The organism is Nostoc sp. DedSLP03 (assembly GCF_034530815.1).
Classification (GTDB): domain Bacteria; phylum Cyanobacteriota; class Cyanobacteriia; order Cyanobacteriales; family Nostocaceae; genus Nostoc.
Window position 1 is genome coordinate 172,711 of record NZ_JAVRCK010000004.1, and the last position, 15,478, is coordinate 188,188.

Genomic DNA, 15,478 nt, shown 5'->3' on the forward strand with positions numbered 1-15,478 from the left:
AGCGCTAGCGAGGCACGAGCGTCACCCGAAAGGTCATTCGTATTTACAAAGAACAAAGGACAAAGGACAAATGACAAAGGACTAATTACTAGATTTTAGTCTTCACCTAATGAGGTGGGTGTTGCTACCTCCAATGTAGTTAACACTAGACTTTTTTGTGCTAATTTTAACACATCTTGATTCCATCCTGGGTTAGCAAACTGGGGCAAAATTTCTTGACTAAAGGCTTCTGCGGCCTTGGATCTATAGCGATTGGGATTACAAATCAGCCACAGCGTCCGTTTGACGACAACGCCTTCAATGGGAGTACGGTGCAAAACGCCCATTTGTAACTCTTTAGCGATCGCACTAGTTGAAACAAAGGCAGCCCCTAGACCAGATTGCACAGCATTTTTAATCGCTTCAATGGAATTTAATTCCATTTCAACTTTAAAACGTCTGGTATCGATTTCACAGCGTGCTAGCACTTGGTCAATGACTTTGCGGATAGTAGATTGGGAATCTAAAGCAATAAATTGTAATTTATATAGGTCTTCTTTCTGGATTTTTTCAAGTTTGGTAAAAGGATGAAACACAGGTAAAATTAGTGCTAGCTCGTCCTCAGCGTAAGGAATAACTTCTAAAGATTCTGACAGTTCACCAGGAATTTCACCACCGATAATTGCCAGATCGACTTGTCCGTTAGCGACACTCCAAGCAGTTCGCCTAGTTGAGTGGACGTGTAATTGCACTGCCACATCTGGATATTTTTGTCGAAACATACCGATCATTCTGGGCAAAAGATAAGTGCCAGTGGTTTGAGAAGCACCGACAATCAAAGTACCACCTTGGAGATTTTGTAAATCTTCAATGGCGCGGCAAGTTTCCTGACAGAGACTGAGGATTTTTTCACCGTAATTTAAGAGTAGATGCCCAGCTTCAGTTAATTGGGCGCGTCGTCCTCCACGATCGAATAAGGGGACATCGAGTTGCCGTTCGAGATTTTGGACTTGCAAACTGACGGCAGGTTGGGAGACGTAAAGACTATCAGCGGCACGCTTGAAGCTTCCTTCTTGAGCGATCGCTTTCAGGATACGTAACTGATCTAAAGTGAAAGGAAGGTCAGACATAAGGCTCAACCCACAAACTTTTAAAGGAGCAAATGCACGTAATAAATCCGGTTTGGCAGCAATCAGCCAGATATGATTTGTTGCATATTAAACTTGAAGGCTTGACTCGAAAAAGACAGTAGCACAACATCTTGACTAAAGTCCCCTTTTGAATACTTTGTGGTATTGGTTGTACTGAATTCAGTTTTCTTTAAATTACTTCACCTGTGTATATGCTGCTGATTTCTTGGTTGACACCCAGTCATTTTGTCATACTGGGGTTACAAATAGTTTTTGCGATCGCTCACAGTGGAGGCGCTGCTTTACGCCCTTGGGCAGAAAAATATATTGGCCCAAGGTTTTATCGCATTCTCTTTGCATTAGTCAGCCTACCGTTGGCTGTGATATTAATTATTTACTTTTTTGGGCACCGTTATGATGGTTTGCAAATTTGGCAGGTACAAGGGGTGCCAGGAGTGCGAGAATTTGTTTGGCTGCTATCAGCAATCTCGTTTTTGTTTTTATATCCTGCTACCTTCAATCTACTAGAAATTGCTGCTATTCAAAAGCCCCAAGTTCATCTCTACGAAACAGGAATTATTCGGATTACCCGTCATCCCCAGATGGTAGGACAAATAATTTGGTGTGTTGCCCACACTCTCTGGCTGGGTACTACCTTTACCCTTGTGACTTCCATTGGATTGATATTGCATCACTTGTTTGGCGTTTGGCACGGAGATCGCCGCCTGAGCGATCGCTATGGAGAAGCCTTTGAAATTGCCAAACAGCGAACTTCAATTATTCCCTTTAAAGCAATTCTTGACGGCCGTCAATCTCTCAAATGGCAGGAATTTCTCCGCCCTGCCTATTTGGGAGTTGGCATTTTTATAGCTTTACTTTGGTGGTCACACCCTCTGTTATTAGAAGCAACTAGTAGTATAGGATGGTAACTTTAGACGATCCCCAGTGTCAGCAGAAAATCCGAAACATATGGAAATTTCAGCCGATCGAGCTTATCAATTGCTCCAAATCAATGTAGGATAAATTCAAACATCTAACAGTGGGGGTGCGTTCAGTCAGCTTGAGATTTTATTATTGGTAGTCGTTGGTCAGTTGCCTTTCTTTGAAAGAAAGTGGCAGATTCAATCAAATCCCCAGGCAGTCACGGCAATCAGGAGTTTAACATCCAAAAAAGCCAACGCGACTTCTAGGGTCGCTTTTTTGTCAGAGACACATTAACGCGCTCAATTTTTGCCAATAATTCTGTGTCCTGAAATTTCTGTCCTGAAAGCATCTATCGGCAGTTAGTAACTTGCCAATCCTCCACTGAAGCAGTGCTGAGTCCTGAGTTTTGAGTAAAAGCAAGTAACTTCGTATTCATTGCTTGGAAAGTAGTCCTAATCTCCGCTTTACTCTAAAAGAAAAAGAAACGAGTTCTTCATTCAATCCCCTAACTTTTTGATATGGACTTCTACTCAGCAACCAGAACTCGGAACTCAGCACTACTCAATTCAGTATTGATAGCTAGTTTGATATAAAAACCTTATAATCCAAGAGGCGTCATGGTGTTGTCGGTTAGTGAGCAGACATTTACTCAAGAAGTTTTAGAATCTCCTATTCCTGTTTTAGTTAACTTTGAAGCACCTTGGTGTGGCTTGTGTCGAGTTATTCACCCGCTGTTGTTGCAATTTCAGTCCCAGTGCGGCGATGAAATTAAATTAGTCGGGGTTAACGCCGATCAAAATTTTAAATTGTCTACTACCTATAGGCTAAAATCACTACCCACTTTACTATTGATTGAAAATGGCACTATTCGCCATCGCTTGGAATGCTTTCGCGGCAGGGAAGATTTACGTCTAGCTTTAGAAGAGATTAAAGCGAGCTACAGCAATTACCCCAAAATCTACAAAAGTTCAAAAACAGTGGACTTAGAATGCCGATCGGCCTGATACATATTGGGTGTAGGGGCATTGGACATTGGAAAAATAACTAATGACCAAATCTAAAACCATGCTTAATACCCCACCCAATCAGTCTTGGGTGGGTTATTTTATCCTAAAGGGTGTAGTCACAATTATTAACAGTTTCGACACGCTAATCAAGAATTTTAAAAGTAGGCGTCAGTGATGGAAGTAATCTATCAGTATGCCTGGCTGATTCCGGTGTTCCCTCTTCTTGGGGCAATGCTGGTCGGTCTAGGGTTAATCTCGTTGAATCAGGTGACAAACCGCCTCCGCCAGCTTAATGCTGTGGTGATTATCTCCATGATGGCAGCAGCTATGGTGCTGTCCTTTGCCTTGCTCTGGAGTCAAATCCAAGGACATCCGTCTTATACCCGCACCTTGGAATGGGCAGCAGCAGGTAATTTTCACCTGAGCATGGGCTACACTATTGACCACCTGACAGCCCTAATGCTGGTGATTGTCACAACGGTAGCCTGTTTAGTTATGGTTTACACCGATGGCTACATGGCTCACGATCCCAGTTACGTGAGGTTTTACGCCTATCTCAGTTTGTTTGGCTCTTCAATGTTAGGTCTGGTGGTCAGCCCCAACCTAGTACAAGTTTACATATTCTGGGAACTGGTCGGGATGTGTTCCTACTTGCTAGTCGGCTTTTGGTTCGATCGCAAGTCAGCAGCCGATGCCGCTCAAAAAGCGTTTGTGACCAACCGCGTGGGCGACTTTGGTTTGTTACTCGGCATTTTGGGGCTGTTCTGGGCAACAGGAAGCTTTGATTTTAATATCATGGGCGATCGCCTTGCCCAACTCGTCGAATCAGGTAGTATCAGCAATTTTCTCGCTGTCCTGTTTGCGATTTTAGTTTTCTTAGGCCCAGTTGCAAAATCAGCACAATTTCCCCTCCACGTCTGGCTACCAGATGCGATGGAAGGCCCCACCCCCATTTCTGCCTTGATTCACGCGGCAACAATGGTGGCGGCTGGTGTTTTCCTGATTGCCCGGATGTACCCCGTATTTGAAGACGTTCCAGCCGCAATGAATGTCATTGCCTTTACTGGGGCGTTTACGGCGTTTTTGGGGGCAACTATTGCCATTACCCAAAACGACATCAAAAAGGGCTTGGCTTACTCCACCATTTCCCAACTCGGTTACATGGTGATGGCAATGGGAATAGGTTCCTATAGTGCGGGACTATTCCACCTGATGACCCATGCCTATTTTAAAGCGATGCTGTTCTTGGGTTCAGGTTCAGTTATTCATGGTATGGAGGGTGTCGTTGGACACGACCCCGCCCTAGCGCAAGATATGCGCTTGATGGGTGGACTGCGGAAGTATATGCCGATCACAGCAACTACCTTTTTGATTGGTTGCTTGGCAATTTCTGGTATCCCACCCTTTGCTGGTTTTTGGTCAAAAGATGAAATTTTAGGGAAGGCTTTTGAGGCTAACCCACTCCTCTGGTTTATCGGCTGGCTAACTGCTGGGATTACTGCTTTTTATATGTTTAGAATGTATTTCTCGACATTTGAAGGCAAATTCCGGGGTACTGACGAGAAAATCAAGGAAAAACTTAAGAAAGCTGCGGCCACAATTGTCTTGGAATTAGAGTCAGAAGAACCAGTCCCGAATTTTGGGCCTGGGGCGATGAAGAAAGGAGAATTGGCGGCAACTAGTCAGCATCATGATTCCCATGACTCCCACGGGCATCACAGCGACTCCCCCCACGAATCGCCGTGGACAATGACGCTGCCGTTGGCACTGTTGGCTGTGCCTTCGATTTTGATTGGTTTGGTGGGAACTCCTTACGCCAATTATTTTGAAGAGTTTATCTTTCCTCCTAGCGAAACTCTCTCCGAAGTTATAGAAAAGGCTTCCGAGTTCAATCCGACGGAATTCTACATCATGGCAGGTGCCTCAGTGGGAATTTCTTTGGTAGCAATTACCTTAGCTTCGCTGATGTATTTGGGCCGTAAAATTGATCCGGCTGCGATCGCTGCTAAAATCCAACCACTTTACGAGTTATCTCTCAACAAGTGGTACTTTGATGACATTTACCATCGGTTTTTTGTTCTCGGCTTGCGTCGCGTAGCCAGACAAGTTATGGAAGTTGACTTCCGCGTTGTCGATGGTGCTGTTAACCTCACAGGCTTTTTTACCCTTGTTAGTGGTGAAGGTCTGAAGTACCTAGAAAACGGTCGCGCTCAATTCTATGCCTTGATTGTGTTTGGGGCGGTTTTGGGCCTAGTGATTGTCTTTGGTGTTACCTGATTTTAATAGGGGTGGGCAAATGTCCGCCCCTACATCATTTTTTATCTCACGCAGAGGCCCGGAGTCGCAGAGAAGAATTGAGAATTGAGTCTGAAAAGATGACAAGATTTTTTAATACAAGCTATATAACCCACATTCCGTTTTTTGAAGCAAATGAATGATAGTAATATCATTGAAAACGGTGACGTATATATAAAAATCTCCAATCCTAACCTTATAGTCTTGCCTATTCCCGAAAAGAATACAAACACCTTTGTGCAGTTTGGTATTTGTATCACTAACAAAAGTTTACAGGATTTTCACCTAAATTTATATGAAGTATTTACACCAGTTCTCGTGACATCGCAGGGTCAGGAAATACAGAGGCAATTAATAACCGATCATTCGCTTCCAAGTATTCAACCAAACATATCTATTTTCCGAAGATGGAAGAATATAGTAGCTGAATTAAGAAATAACTTAACTAGCCAAGTTCAGCATAGTAGTCCTGGAGAAATTTCTTATTTATTAGTCCCTCCTATAGATTCAAAATCATTTTCGCTAACTGGAAATCTTTATTGGCAAAATAACTTGCTTATTTTTCAGATTTCTGCTGTCCCAGAAGTCTTCCAAAGTCCTAATCTACCTAGCAAATTTTGGTCTTTTACTTCACTTCAGCCCGCAAGATATAAGCTTCGATTCATATATAAAAGTGAGCATCAAACTACAGATGGCTTGAAGTTAGCTAAGAGTCAAGAAGAAATAAGATTAGGGCAATTAGCAACACAGGTTGTAAATTTTCATTTAGTTCAACATAATGAACCTGATTGTAGTACTTTAGTTGTCGATGGTATCGGCTTTGAGACTATTGTCCCGGAATTGGTTTTGCTCGTACCAAAAAAAAACTTGCTGTGTAAGCTTCTACACATATTTAAATCTCTATTAATAATAGGACGGCAACATCCGCAACATCCTTATCCTTATGTGTTCAACCAAATTGGTCTTCGGATTGTTAATAACAAGTCAATTCCACTTCGCTTTAACTTCGGCGACATCTTGATTCCAGAGCTTGTAGAAGCGGATAGACAAATTTTGTGGAATGGCTACTGCATTAGACCTGAAGGGACATTAGACTCTGATTTTCCCTTAGCCATGCCAGGAGAATCTCTCACTTTCTTTCAAGACATTACTATTTTTAGGCTTAAAGATAACCAGTTTGGACTTAGTATATTTGCTTCAAATGGCTTCCACTGGATTTCTGAACCTCTTAGGCTAGGGACATATTATGTTCGATTTACGTACATAAACACAATGGAAGTTGTAACAAGATATAGCTCCATCAATACAGATACTAAGTCAGAAGAAAGTTTCTGGATAGGTCAGGTATCAACTCCTTTTGTAGAGATTCGCTTGGTTTCGTCTTCTTGAAGAAACTTTAAATTAATTTAAAGGAAGGTGTAAACCGGATTTATGCCATAAATTTAGGCTTTGATATCATCCCAAAGCTTAGAAACTGGGAAAGTTTGTCCTACTGCTGCTTGTCGCACAGACTCTTGCAAATCGGCTAATATTTGTGCTTTTGGCTCTTGTTCATCAATCCAAGCTAAACCACTGACGTTATCAGAATTTATGGAACTTATAAGCTGTTGCCAAAGTTCTATAGGGACGAGTACATCTGTTGTTTCTCCATCTACGTTAGTGACATAACAAATTTGACTTTTAATTTGTGCCATTATCATTATGGTTATTTCCTCTTTGATGCATGCATTTTTGCACCAAATCGCTTTTTTCAAGAACCACGCATACAGCATCGTGTATTTTTAGCGATGGGTTAGGCTATGCGTAGACGCAAAACGGCTTGTCGTAGACATCGCACCCCTAAACTATAATTTTACCGGCTTTTTTAGGGTAAATTTTTGTCTTGACTGAGAGTATCAAAACCCACATTCTGCACCCCCAAGTGTCAAAAAAGACTCCCAAGAGGAAAAATAGGGGATTGCCAATTTAATTAAATCAACCTAACGAGGAAGACGAAATCCTAAAAAAGCTGTTACTTAATAACTAGTGACTTTTTGCCAAACATGATTTTGATAGCAGACGAATTGTGATGAATACAGCTAATTTTCCGTGGCTGACGACGATTATTCTGTTGCCGATAGCCGCTTCACTACTGATTCCCATCATTCCAGATAAAGAAGGCAAAACAGTGCGCTGGTACTCCCTCATCGTAGGGCTGATAGATTTTGCACTAATTGTTTATGCTTTTTATACTGGGTATGATTTCTCCAATCCAGATTTGCAGTTGGTCGAGAGTTACGCCTGGGTACCCCAACTAGATTTGAATTGGTCAGTAGGGGCAGATGGCTTATCCATGCCCCTAATTATTTTGACTGGATTCATTACCACGCTGGCGATATTAGCAGCTTGGCCTGTCACCTTCAAGCCGAAGCTATTTTACTTCTTGATGTTGGCGATGTATGGCGGTCAGATTGCCGTGTTCGCCGTCCAGGATATGCTGTTATTTTTCCTGGTGTGGGAACTGGAACTAGTACCGATATACTTTCTGCTGTCGATTTGGGGAGGCAAAAGGCGGCAATATGCAGCGACCAAATTTATTTTATACACCGCCGGCGGATCGCTGTTTATTTTGCTGTCTGCCCTGACAATGGGATTTTACGGCGATACGGTGACATTTGACATGCGATCGCTCGCCTTAAAAGACTTTGCCCTCAATTTCCAACTTGCCGTCTATGCTGGCTTCCTGATTGCCTACGCCGTCAAGTTGCCGATTATTCCCTTGCACACTTGGCTACCTGATGCCCACGGTGAAGCTACAGCCCCCGTACACATGTTATTGGCAGGTATTCTCCTGAAAATGGGCGGTTACGCCTTAATTCGGATGAATGCCCAAATGCTCCCCGATGCCCACGCTTATTTTGCACCCGTGTTCGTGGTTTTGGGGGTAGTTAATATCATCTACGCTGCCTTGACATCCTTTGCCCAGCGGAACCTGAAGCGAAAAATTGCCTATTCCTCAATTTCTCACATGGGCTTTGTGATGATTGGTATTGCCTCCTTCACCGATTTGGGATTGAGTGGGGCAGTATTGCAAATGGTTTCTCACGGGTTAATTGGGGCGAGTTTGTTCTTCCTGGTTGGCGCAACTTACGATCGCACCCACACCCTAATGTTGGATGAAATGGGCGGTGTTGCCAAGAGAATGCCGAAGATTTTCGCCATGTTCACCACCTGTTCAATGGCTTCTTTGGCATTGCCAGGGATGAGCGGTTTTGTGGCAGAATTGATGGTATTTGTTGGCTTTGCTACTAGCGATGCTTATAGCTCTACCTTTAAAGTTATCGTGGTGTTCTTGATGGCAGTGGGAGTGATTTTAACTCCGATTTATCTGCTGTCAATGTTGCGAGAAATTTTCTACGGTAAAGAGAACGAGGAATTAGTTTCTCATCAAGCTTTGATAGATGCCGAACCCCGTGAAGTATTTATTATTGCCTGTTTGTTAATTCCAATTATTGGTATTGGTTTCTATCCAAAATTGCTGACTCAGATGTATGACGCTACAACTGTACAATTGACCGCAAGATTGCGTGATTCCGTGCCGACATTAGCACAGCAAAAAGACGATGCACTAAAGGTTTCTTTGAGTGCGCCTCAAATTGGTAATTAAGTTGCGATCGCTAGTTTAGTTTAAATATTGATTACTTTGAGGGCGGGTTTTGTACCTGCCCTTTTTGTTATTAATTCCAAATTTTCGATTCGGTGAAATAAAAAATAAGCCATCGAACTCTGACTTTTCACGGTATCTGGAAAAGCGCTTTTTCATTTTTCCAGAGTAGCATCATACTCTGGATAGAGTCGCGGTACTTGCAGTCGCTAGTTTAGAACTTTGATTAATCGGAATCTCAACCCAAAACTCTGCTCCCTGTCCGGGTTCGGAAATACACCAAATAGCTCCGTTGTGTTTTTCTGTGACTATCTGAGCGCTAATTGCTAATCCTAATCCGGTGCCTTTACCTGCGGCTTTTGTGGTAAAGAAAGGGTCAAATAATCGTTGCTTAACTGCTTCGGTCATGCCAGGGCCATTATCTGCAATTTTTACAGTTATCCGATCCAAGTTGCGTAACTGAGTACGAATTACAATTTGGCTGGGTTTAGTTTCTATTTCCTCCAGAGTTCGCTTATTGTTATAACTATCCAGGGCATCAATGGCATTACCAATCAGATTCATAAATACCTGATTTAATTGTCCGGCATAGCATTCTACTAAGGGAATATCACCATATTCCTTAACTACTTCAATTCCGGCATTTCCAGACGTTTGTTTGAAGCGATTTTGTAAAATCAGTAGTGTGCTATCAATACCTTCATGAATATTGACAGGTTTCATATCTGCTTCGTCAAGTCGAGAAAAATTCCGCAAAGAGAGAACTATTTCACGAATACGATTAGCTCCCATTTTCATGGAAATTAATATTTTAGGTAAATCTTCAGCCATAAAGTCAAGGTCGATCGCTTCGATATGAGCTTGTACTTCAGGTGTTGAATGAGCATTAGACTGTTGATAAAGTTCTACTAGTTCCAACAAACCCAGTGTATATTCACTTACATGGGTCAAATTGCCGTAGATAAAGTTAACTGGGTTATTGATTTCGTGAGCTACTCCAGCCACTAATTGACCTAAACTCGACATTTTTTCGGTCTGAATCAGTTGGGCTTGGGTTTCTTTGAGATTGTGTAGAACTTGGTTGATTTGTTCTGCCTGAATAGTGGCAGCAGCAGTAGCAGCGCGGCTTTGATTATATAATTGGGCTTGGTCAATAGCGATCGCTAACTGGTCAGCCACGCCTCGAATAATTTCCACCTCATCATCACTCCAGGGGCGAAGCTCTCTACTATGTTCGCAGACAATCACACCCAAGTGACCCGACTGAGTTTGAACTGAAACTGTTAGTAGAGACTTAAAGCCCAATGTCACAAGTAAATTCCGACTCTTGAAATCAAGCCACGAATCGCTTGCAATGTCATCAAAGCAAAGCAAATTTCCTTGGATAACAGCCTCACTTATGGCTTCCACATTCTGGATAGGAGAACAGCCTAAAGGTTCTGTTAAATCGGGAGCGCAAGCTTGCTGACTCAGTTCCAAGCTAATAGATTCATCTTCTTGATGACACCAAAAAAACTGGCATCGATCGATCTGTAGCAGTTGCCGAACTTCAACTACTACTGTACTCAAAATCGTATTTAGATCCAGTGAGTTGCGAATTTGACTAGATAGACGAGTTTTAAGAATTTTTTCTCGCTCAACTAGCTTTCGCAATTCAACTTCAGATTGCCTTAACTCTAGCTGGGCCATATTACGATTGACACTAGCTCTTGCTAGTAGCCAAGAACCAATGCCAATTAATCCTACTAACCCAGCATATAGCAGTAGCAATTGACTCAAAAATCGGTTTGATTTGGTCGTCAACGTCTCTGGCGATACCCGCGAGACAATCTTCCAGTGATAGGATTTAGGATCGATTTGATTTTGGCTTGGCGCAAAAGCTTGTCCTGCTCCCGTACTAGACTTTTGCCCTTCGACAAGTGGGTAAACTGTGGTAAAAGTGAACATTCCCTCAGCAGTTTGGAATTGTCCCGATTCTTGTTGAGAAATTTGCTGCCATGCTTGAGGAAAAGTTTTGCCAAAAGTGCGTTTTTTGCGGTCGGGAAACATAAATCCCCATTCATCTTCAGGCTTCCCTCCTTTTAACCAGTAGCCATCGGCATTCAGTAGCATTCCCTGGCTAGAGGCGTTAGCAAAAGCTTGATTAAAATTTTCCAGCAGTTTTGCGCCGAAATAATTTAACACCACAATACCTCGTTTCTGCCCACGGCGATCGAAAACGGGAGTGCCAAAGCGGATCATTGGCTTCAAGGGTTGTTCAACCTGACCTCGTTCGATGTTAAGGTCAAGGGGAGAGACAAATACTTGTCCTTGGTTTAGCCGCAAAGTGTCATTAAACCAGTAGCGCTTGGCTTGAACTTGCAGTTTTTCTTCGGGGACAATTCCTGGTTCACCCTGGTTAAAATTGACTCTGACAATTTCTTTACCCGATCGATCTAAAAAGCGAATTTGGTCGTAAAGTTTTTTATATCCAGAATATAATAAGAATTCTTGAGAAAGTGCCTGTTGTTGCCCATCTACTCCGTCTAAAATTCTTTCTAGCTCGTTTTGTTTAGAGATAACCATCAAATCTGAGACAACCGAGTTAAAGTCTCCGCTGATTACTTTCGTTTGTAAATCTACCTTACGGAGTTCATTTGTTTTGAGTAGAACTTGCTCGGTTTGTACCTGTTGATAATAGATAGTCCCAATAACAACCCCAACTAACGCTGATAATGGCAAAAAAACCGTTAGGAAGTTTTTGATTAAAACTCGTGAATGGATCTGTGGTGACATATTTGATACTTAGGTACAACTCAAAAATTGGGTTGAAAATTAGCTAATTTCCAGCTATGCCACGTTTTCTGAGTCAAGGTTGAGAGAAGACTTTTTCTCCTGGTAGATATAGGTAATCAGCCCAGCTACCAAATTCACCATGAAATTGCATACTCTGCGACTTCTGGTAATGTTCTAGTTGAACAAAGTTCCGCCCTTTTTTGCTATTGTCAGTTAGACACTCTGAGAATCAGTACCGAAAAACCACGAATTTGATGTAAAGATTTTACACTTATATGTATTTTGATACTGAGAATAGAGATAGAAGGCGATGTCTACGCTAAAAATGATTTTTCATTCTTGTGCTGCGATCGCACATTACACATCAATAGATTACGTACAATCTACCTAGAATCAAATTTGGCAAAACCGCTCATGTTAAACTACAATCCACTGCATTGTTTGCCATCTTCCGAAGAACTACCCGATTCAGATGATACTGCTGTGGATAATGAACTCCAAAATTTAATTCCCGGCTTGCTAAAAACGATACTAGCTTTGGTTTGGTGCGATCGCTGGGATTGGTTCTTTGGTGTTGATATGGGTATTTATTATCACCCAGATAAACCAGCGATTGTCCCTGATGGGTTTCTCAGCTTAGGAGTTAAACGCTTCGTTGATGAGGATTTACGCCTAAGTTATGTGCTGTGGGAAGAAAAGCAACCACCAATTTTAGCGCTAGAAGTTGTTTCTCAAATATATCGAGAAGAATACAGCATCAAGAAAGAATTTTATGCCAAAGATTTAGGAATTTTGTACTACGTTGTGTATAGTCCCCTGCGGCGGAAAAAGACACCTTTGGAAGTGTATCGCTTAGTTGATGGGGAATATATCTTAATGTCAGGAAATCCTGTTTGGCTACCAGAAATTGGTTTAGGAATTGGGCGAGAACGAGGAATTTATCAAGGTATAGTACGGGAGTGGCTGTACTGGTATGACGAAGAAGGGCAAAGATTGCTGACACCAGAAGAACGCATTAGGGAAGCGGATGAACGCACAACTTTTGAAGAACAGCGACGAGTAGAAGCAGAACAAAAAGTGAAAATGTTAATTGAAAGATTAAATGCATTAGGTGTCGATCCAGAAACTTTGTTATAGATTCACCAAATTTTGTATTTTTTGCTGCCTTAATGTTAATTAGCTTCCTGGGTAGGGAATTATATCTGTAAAGCAACTAATAGCTTGACGGTACAAATCGTCATAACTGATTGCTCAATAAATATATTTACCAAAACCTTCATCAAAAATATGGAAGTTAAATTAGGATTTGGAGCAGTCCCAAAACCTCAATATGTTTTTGTCAGCAAAGAATCGGATCACTGCTGGTACATGCTATCCGATGATACAAGACAAATCCCAATTTATGAGAGAGCCTTGACTGGGGTGATAACAGGGATAGAAGTTAATAAAAAAGTCGAAACTTCACATGGAGAAGCAGAAAAAACTGATTTGCATATTCTGGCAGACAAACCTTATGTTATTCGCTCAGGAAGTGAATCTTATTTTTCTAAAAGTTTGTTGCTTTCACTTGATGCGTTGACTTCTGAACAATTGCATCATCCATTGACGATCGCAGTTAGTCCTGGAGAGAGAACAATTGTATTTTGTGCAATTTATAATCCAGTCACTTATCGTTCTATAGGTGTTAGCTGGAATGGACACAGGGAAATTGACTGGCAAGCTTTAGGACAAAAAGTAAGTTTAAAAATTAATTGTATTCAAAATTTACATCAAGATGAAATCCAAATATCTTTTAATACAACGTCATCAGAAATTCATGCAGTTTTGATAGCTCAAAGTGACACATATTTAGCCCAATTAAATTGGACTCCAGAGCAGGGAAGGAATTATTTGCAGCAGAAATATGGTAAGCGATCGCGCCTACAACTCACTGATAGAGAAATTCTAGACTTCATTGATTATCTGAAGCTACAACTAACCCAAAACTGCTCAACTTAGGTGCTGTTATGTGAACTTAGGATAATTGCGATTGCCCTTTTGCTACACCCAGATGCTAGGCTGGAATAATTGCGATCGCAGAATTAGAGTTAAATAAAAGTACCCGATATTAAAATACTTGCATGAACTCAAGGGTTGATTTGTTGACTCGCATTACTCAAACTCCTGGTCAGTGTGGTGGTCGTCCTTGTATTCGAGGCATGAGGATTCGTGTAAGTGACATTTTAGAAATGTTGGCTAAGAATGTCACTATTTCTGAGATTTTAGAGGATTTTCCCGATCTCGAACTCGAAGATATCCAAGCCTGTCTACTGCTTTAATTTTCATCGCCAATCATCTCTACAAGATTGCGAATAATATTCTAGTGTCAGGCTGAGTACGATCGCTTGTCCATTGTATTGAGGTGTTAGCCTCCCTGCGCTCGCACAAAATGTAGTTCCTAAAGATACATAAATTGCTGGGTTTTCTTGCTTCAAATCAATTTACTAATTTACACGCAAGCAATTGCCTTTACTTTATCAAAGAGTTGTTCAATATGACTATCTAACGTCAGAAAATTGTCTGTTGGCCATTTCTCATTCAGTAAACAAAATAGTTGTTCCCCAACTCTTGAATCATTACCAAAACCACCTCAATTACAACTAGTCATAACTACAAGAAATATCTTTGCATCTTCGGAGACTTCTTTTAATTTCTGTTCCCGATATTGAAAATGCTCATCCCAATTTTGTCGATGCCAACCAAGTTGTGTTTTGCATTCAATAATGGCAAGTAATTCATTGCCACGCCAGACACTAATATCAGGACGTATAGTGTTACGTTTTCTTTGGAGTGGACGTTCTGAAGCGATTTCCAAGCCAAGATTTTCTAAATCATTAAACAACTTGAGAAAGAAGAGTACTGTTTCTACAAAAAAGTCTGAACCGGCTTGAGCCACCTCCTTCTTAAGAAACTCCTTAATTTCTAATTGAGAACAATAAAAAGCACGCAGACGCTTTGCGATTGCCTGTGAATAATCAAACTCACTAGAGAATGTACTGGTCTGTTTTATTTGCTCGTATGAACGTTTCAATGCTGACGCTAAATTATCCAATGTATAAGCATATTCATCTTCAAACTTCAAAGACATAATTTAGATATGTAAACTATTTGACTGGTATCACCATAATGAACTACCTCAAAGCATAGACGGATGGGGAATTTCACTGATTCTGTGAAGAAGTTTAAATATCATGTCTTTGTTTACAATGAAAAATATTGCAATAGAATAATGTATTGCAATACAACTTTTATAAGATAATGAGCCAAGAAAATATTATGTTTTGGATAGATAGCGATAAAAAGGCTGCACTTGATGTGATCGCACTTCATTCAGGCTGCGATCGCAGCTACATACTTAATGAAGCGGTAGCCACTTATCTAGAGATGTATCAGTGGCAAACTGAGGAAATTCAAAAGGGGATTGCTGAAGCGGATACTGGAGATTTTGCCGATGATGAAGAAGTAAAAGCGACTTTTACAAAACTCACCAATGTATATTAAATGGCTGCGTAATGCGCTTCTTACCACACAGTCAGAATTACAGTTATTAAATATCGCTTACTTCCGGTAGCCAGTCTTCATCCAACACTAACTCTACAGAATATGGGCACTCTTCTGGAAACACGGATACAACTATAGGACTAGTATTTGATTTCTGAAAAAACTCCGTACATCTGGAGAGATAG

13 protein-coding genes are annotated in these 15,478 nt (G+C 41.3%); 9 read left to right on the forward strand and 4 right to left on the reverse strand.

Features of this window, described 5'->3' with window-relative positions:
* Positions 1 to 95 precede the first annotated feature (95 nt).
* Positions 96 to 1,109, reverse strand: a complete 1,014-nt coding sequence (locus RM368_RS03570; protein ID WP_322692769.1) for a LysR family transcriptional regulator — start codon at positions 1,107 to 1,109, stop codon at positions 96 to 98.
* A gap of 212 nt (positions 1,110 to 1,321) precedes the next feature.
* Between RM368_RS03570 and RM368_RS03575 the strand changes: the two genes are divergently transcribed.
* The 4 genes from RM368_RS03575 (at position 1,322) to RM368_RS03590 (ending at position 6,724) form a co-directional block, all read left to right on the forward strand.
* Positions 1,322 to 2,038, forward strand: coding sequence for an NnrU family protein (locus tag RM368_RS03575; protein WP_322692770.1), 717 nt, complete (start codon positions 1,322 to 1,324; stop codon positions 2,036 to 2,038).
* Positions 2,039 to 2,650: 612 nt separating this feature from the next.
* Positions 2,651 to 3,037 carry a thioredoxin family protein gene (locus RM368_RS03580; RefSeq protein ID WP_322692771.1) on the forward strand — a complete coding sequence of 129 codons (387 nt, stop codon included), beginning with the start codon at positions 2,651 to 2,653 and terminating at the stop codon, positions 3,035 to 3,037.
* Positions 3,038 to 3,214: 177 nt separating this feature from the next.
* Entirely contained in the window at positions 3,215 to 5,317 is a 2,103-nt protein-coding gene (locus RM368_RS03585) for an NAD(P)H-quinone oxidoreductase subunit 5 (protein WP_322692786.1), read from the forward strand.
* A gap of 153 nt (positions 5,318 to 5,470) precedes the next feature.
* Entirely contained in the window at positions 5,471 to 6,724 is a 1,254-nt protein-coding gene (locus RM368_RS03590; RefSeq protein WP_322692772.1) for a hypothetical protein, read from the forward strand.
* A gap of 53 nt (positions 6,725 to 6,777) precedes the next feature.
* Here the strand turns inward: RM368_RS03590 and RM368_RS03595 are convergent, their stop codons facing one another.
* Positions 6,778 to 7,029: a hypothetical protein gene (locus tag RM368_RS03595; RefSeq protein WP_322692773.1), complete on the reverse strand. Its 252-nt coding sequence runs from the start codon at positions 7,027 to 7,029 to the stop codon at positions 6,778 to 6,780.
* Positions 7,030 to 7,403: 374 nt separating this feature from the next.
* Here RM368_RS03595 and RM368_RS03600 point away from each other — a divergent pair, with 374 nt between their 5' ends.
* Positions 7,404 to 8,981, forward strand: a complete 1,578-nt coding sequence (locus tag RM368_RS03600; protein WP_322685318.1) for an NAD(P)H-quinone oxidoreductase subunit 4 — start codon at positions 7,404 to 7,406, stop codon at positions 8,979 to 8,981.
* Positions 8,982 to 9,152: 171 nt separating this feature from the next.
* Here RM368_RS03600 and RM368_RS03605 read toward each other — a convergent pair whose 3' ends face one another.
* Positions 9,153 to 11,753, reverse strand: coding sequence for an ATP-binding protein (locus RM368_RS03605; RefSeq protein ID WP_322692774.1), 2,601 nt, complete (start codon positions 11,751 to 11,753; stop codon positions 9,153 to 9,155).
* Positions 11,754 to 12,167: 414 nt separating this feature from the next.
* Between RM368_RS03605 and RM368_RS03610 the strand changes: the two genes are divergently transcribed.
* The 3 genes from RM368_RS03610 to RM368_RS03620 all read left to right on the forward strand — a co-directional run bounded on the left by RM368_RS03610 (position 12,168) and on the right by RM368_RS03620 (position 14,071).
* Positions 12,168 to 12,890, forward strand: a complete 723-nt coding sequence (locus tag RM368_RS03610) for a Uma2 family endonuclease (RefSeq protein WP_322692775.1) — start codon at positions 12,168 to 12,170, stop codon at positions 12,888 to 12,890.
* A gap of 150 nt (positions 12,891 to 13,040) precedes the next feature.
* Positions 13,041 to 13,751 (forward strand): hypothetical protein, encoded by a 711-nt coding sequence (locus RM368_RS03615; protein ID WP_322692776.1) that lies wholly within the window; start codon positions 13,041 to 13,043, stop codon positions 13,749 to 13,751.
* A gap of 122 nt (positions 13,752 to 13,873) precedes the next feature.
* Complete coding sequence (locus RM368_RS03620; protein WP_322692777.1) at positions 13,874 to 14,071, forward strand: DUF433 domain-containing protein; 198 nt, start codon at positions 13,874 to 13,876, stop codon at positions 14,069 to 14,071.
* Positions 14,072 to 14,382: 311 nt separating this feature from the next.
* On the opposite strand, the gene RM368_RS03625 is transcribed toward RM368_RS03620, so the two are convergent.
* Complete coding sequence (locus RM368_RS03625; protein WP_322692778.1) at positions 14,383 to 14,880, reverse strand: hypothetical protein; 498 nt, start codon at positions 14,878 to 14,880, stop codon at positions 14,383 to 14,385.
* A 188-nt stretch (positions 14,881 to 15,068) separates the two neighbouring features.
* Between RM368_RS03625 and RM368_RS03630 the strand changes: the two genes are divergently transcribed.
* Positions 15,069 to 15,293 carry a CopG family transcriptional regulator gene (locus tag RM368_RS03630; protein ID WP_322692779.1) on the forward strand — a complete coding sequence of 75 codons (225 nt, stop codon included), beginning with the start codon at positions 15,069 to 15,071 and terminating at the stop codon, positions 15,291 to 15,293.
* Positions 15,294 to 15,478: the final 185 nt, after the last annotated feature.

What these genes read in the sequence shown, in the direction of transcription:
- RM368_RS03570 (WP_322692769.1), bottom strand. Translation starts at nt 1,109, where the DNA reads ATGTCTGACCTTCCTTTCACTTTAGATCAGTTACGTATCCTGAAAGCG.
- RM368_RS03575 (WP_322692770.1), top strand. Translation starts at nt 1,322, where the DNA reads ATGCTGCTGATTTCTTGGTTGACACCCAGTCATTTTGTCATACTGGGG.
- RM368_RS03580 (WP_322692771.1), top strand. Translation starts at nt 2,651, where the DNA reads ATGGTGTTGTCGGTTAGTGAGCAGACATTTACTCAAGAAGTTTTAGAA.
- RM368_RS03585 (WP_322692786.1), top strand. Translation starts at nt 3,215, where the DNA reads ATGGAAGTAATCTATCAGTATGCCTGGCTGATTCCGGTGTTCCCTCTT.
- RM368_RS03590 (WP_322692772.1), top strand. Translation starts at nt 5,471, where the DNA reads ATGAATGATAGTAATATCATTGAAAACGGTGACGTATATATAAAAATC.
- RM368_RS03595 (WP_322692773.1), bottom strand. Translation starts at nt 7,029, where the DNA reads ATGGCACAAATTAAAAGTCAAATTTGTTATGTCACTAACGTAGATGGA.
- RM368_RS03600 (WP_322685318.1), top strand. Translation starts at nt 7,404, where the DNA reads ATGAATACAGCTAATTTTCCGTGGCTGACGACGATTATTCTGTTGCCG.
- RM368_RS03605 (WP_322692774.1), bottom strand. Translation starts at nt 11,753, where the DNA reads ATGTCACCACAGATCCATTCACGAGTTTTAATCAAAAACTTCCTAACG.
- RM368_RS03610 (WP_322692775.1), top strand. Translation starts at nt 12,168, where the DNA reads ATGTTAAACTACAATCCACTGCATTGTTTGCCATCTTCCGAAGAACTA.
- RM368_RS03615 (WP_322692776.1), top strand. Translation starts at nt 13,041, where the DNA reads ATGGAAGTTAAATTAGGATTTGGAGCAGTCCCAAAACCTCAATATGTT.
- RM368_RS03620 (WP_322692777.1), top strand. Translation starts at nt 13,874, where the DNA reads ATGAACTCAAGGGTTGATTTGTTGACTCGCATTACTCAAACTCCTGGT.
- RM368_RS03625 (WP_322692778.1), bottom strand. Translation starts at nt 14,880, where the DNA reads ATGTCTTTGAAGTTTGAAGATGAATATGCTTATACATTGGATAATTTA.
- RM368_RS03630 (WP_322692779.1), top strand. Translation starts at nt 15,069, where the DNA reads ATGTTTTGGATAGATAGCGATAAAAAGGCTGCACTTGATGTGATCGCA.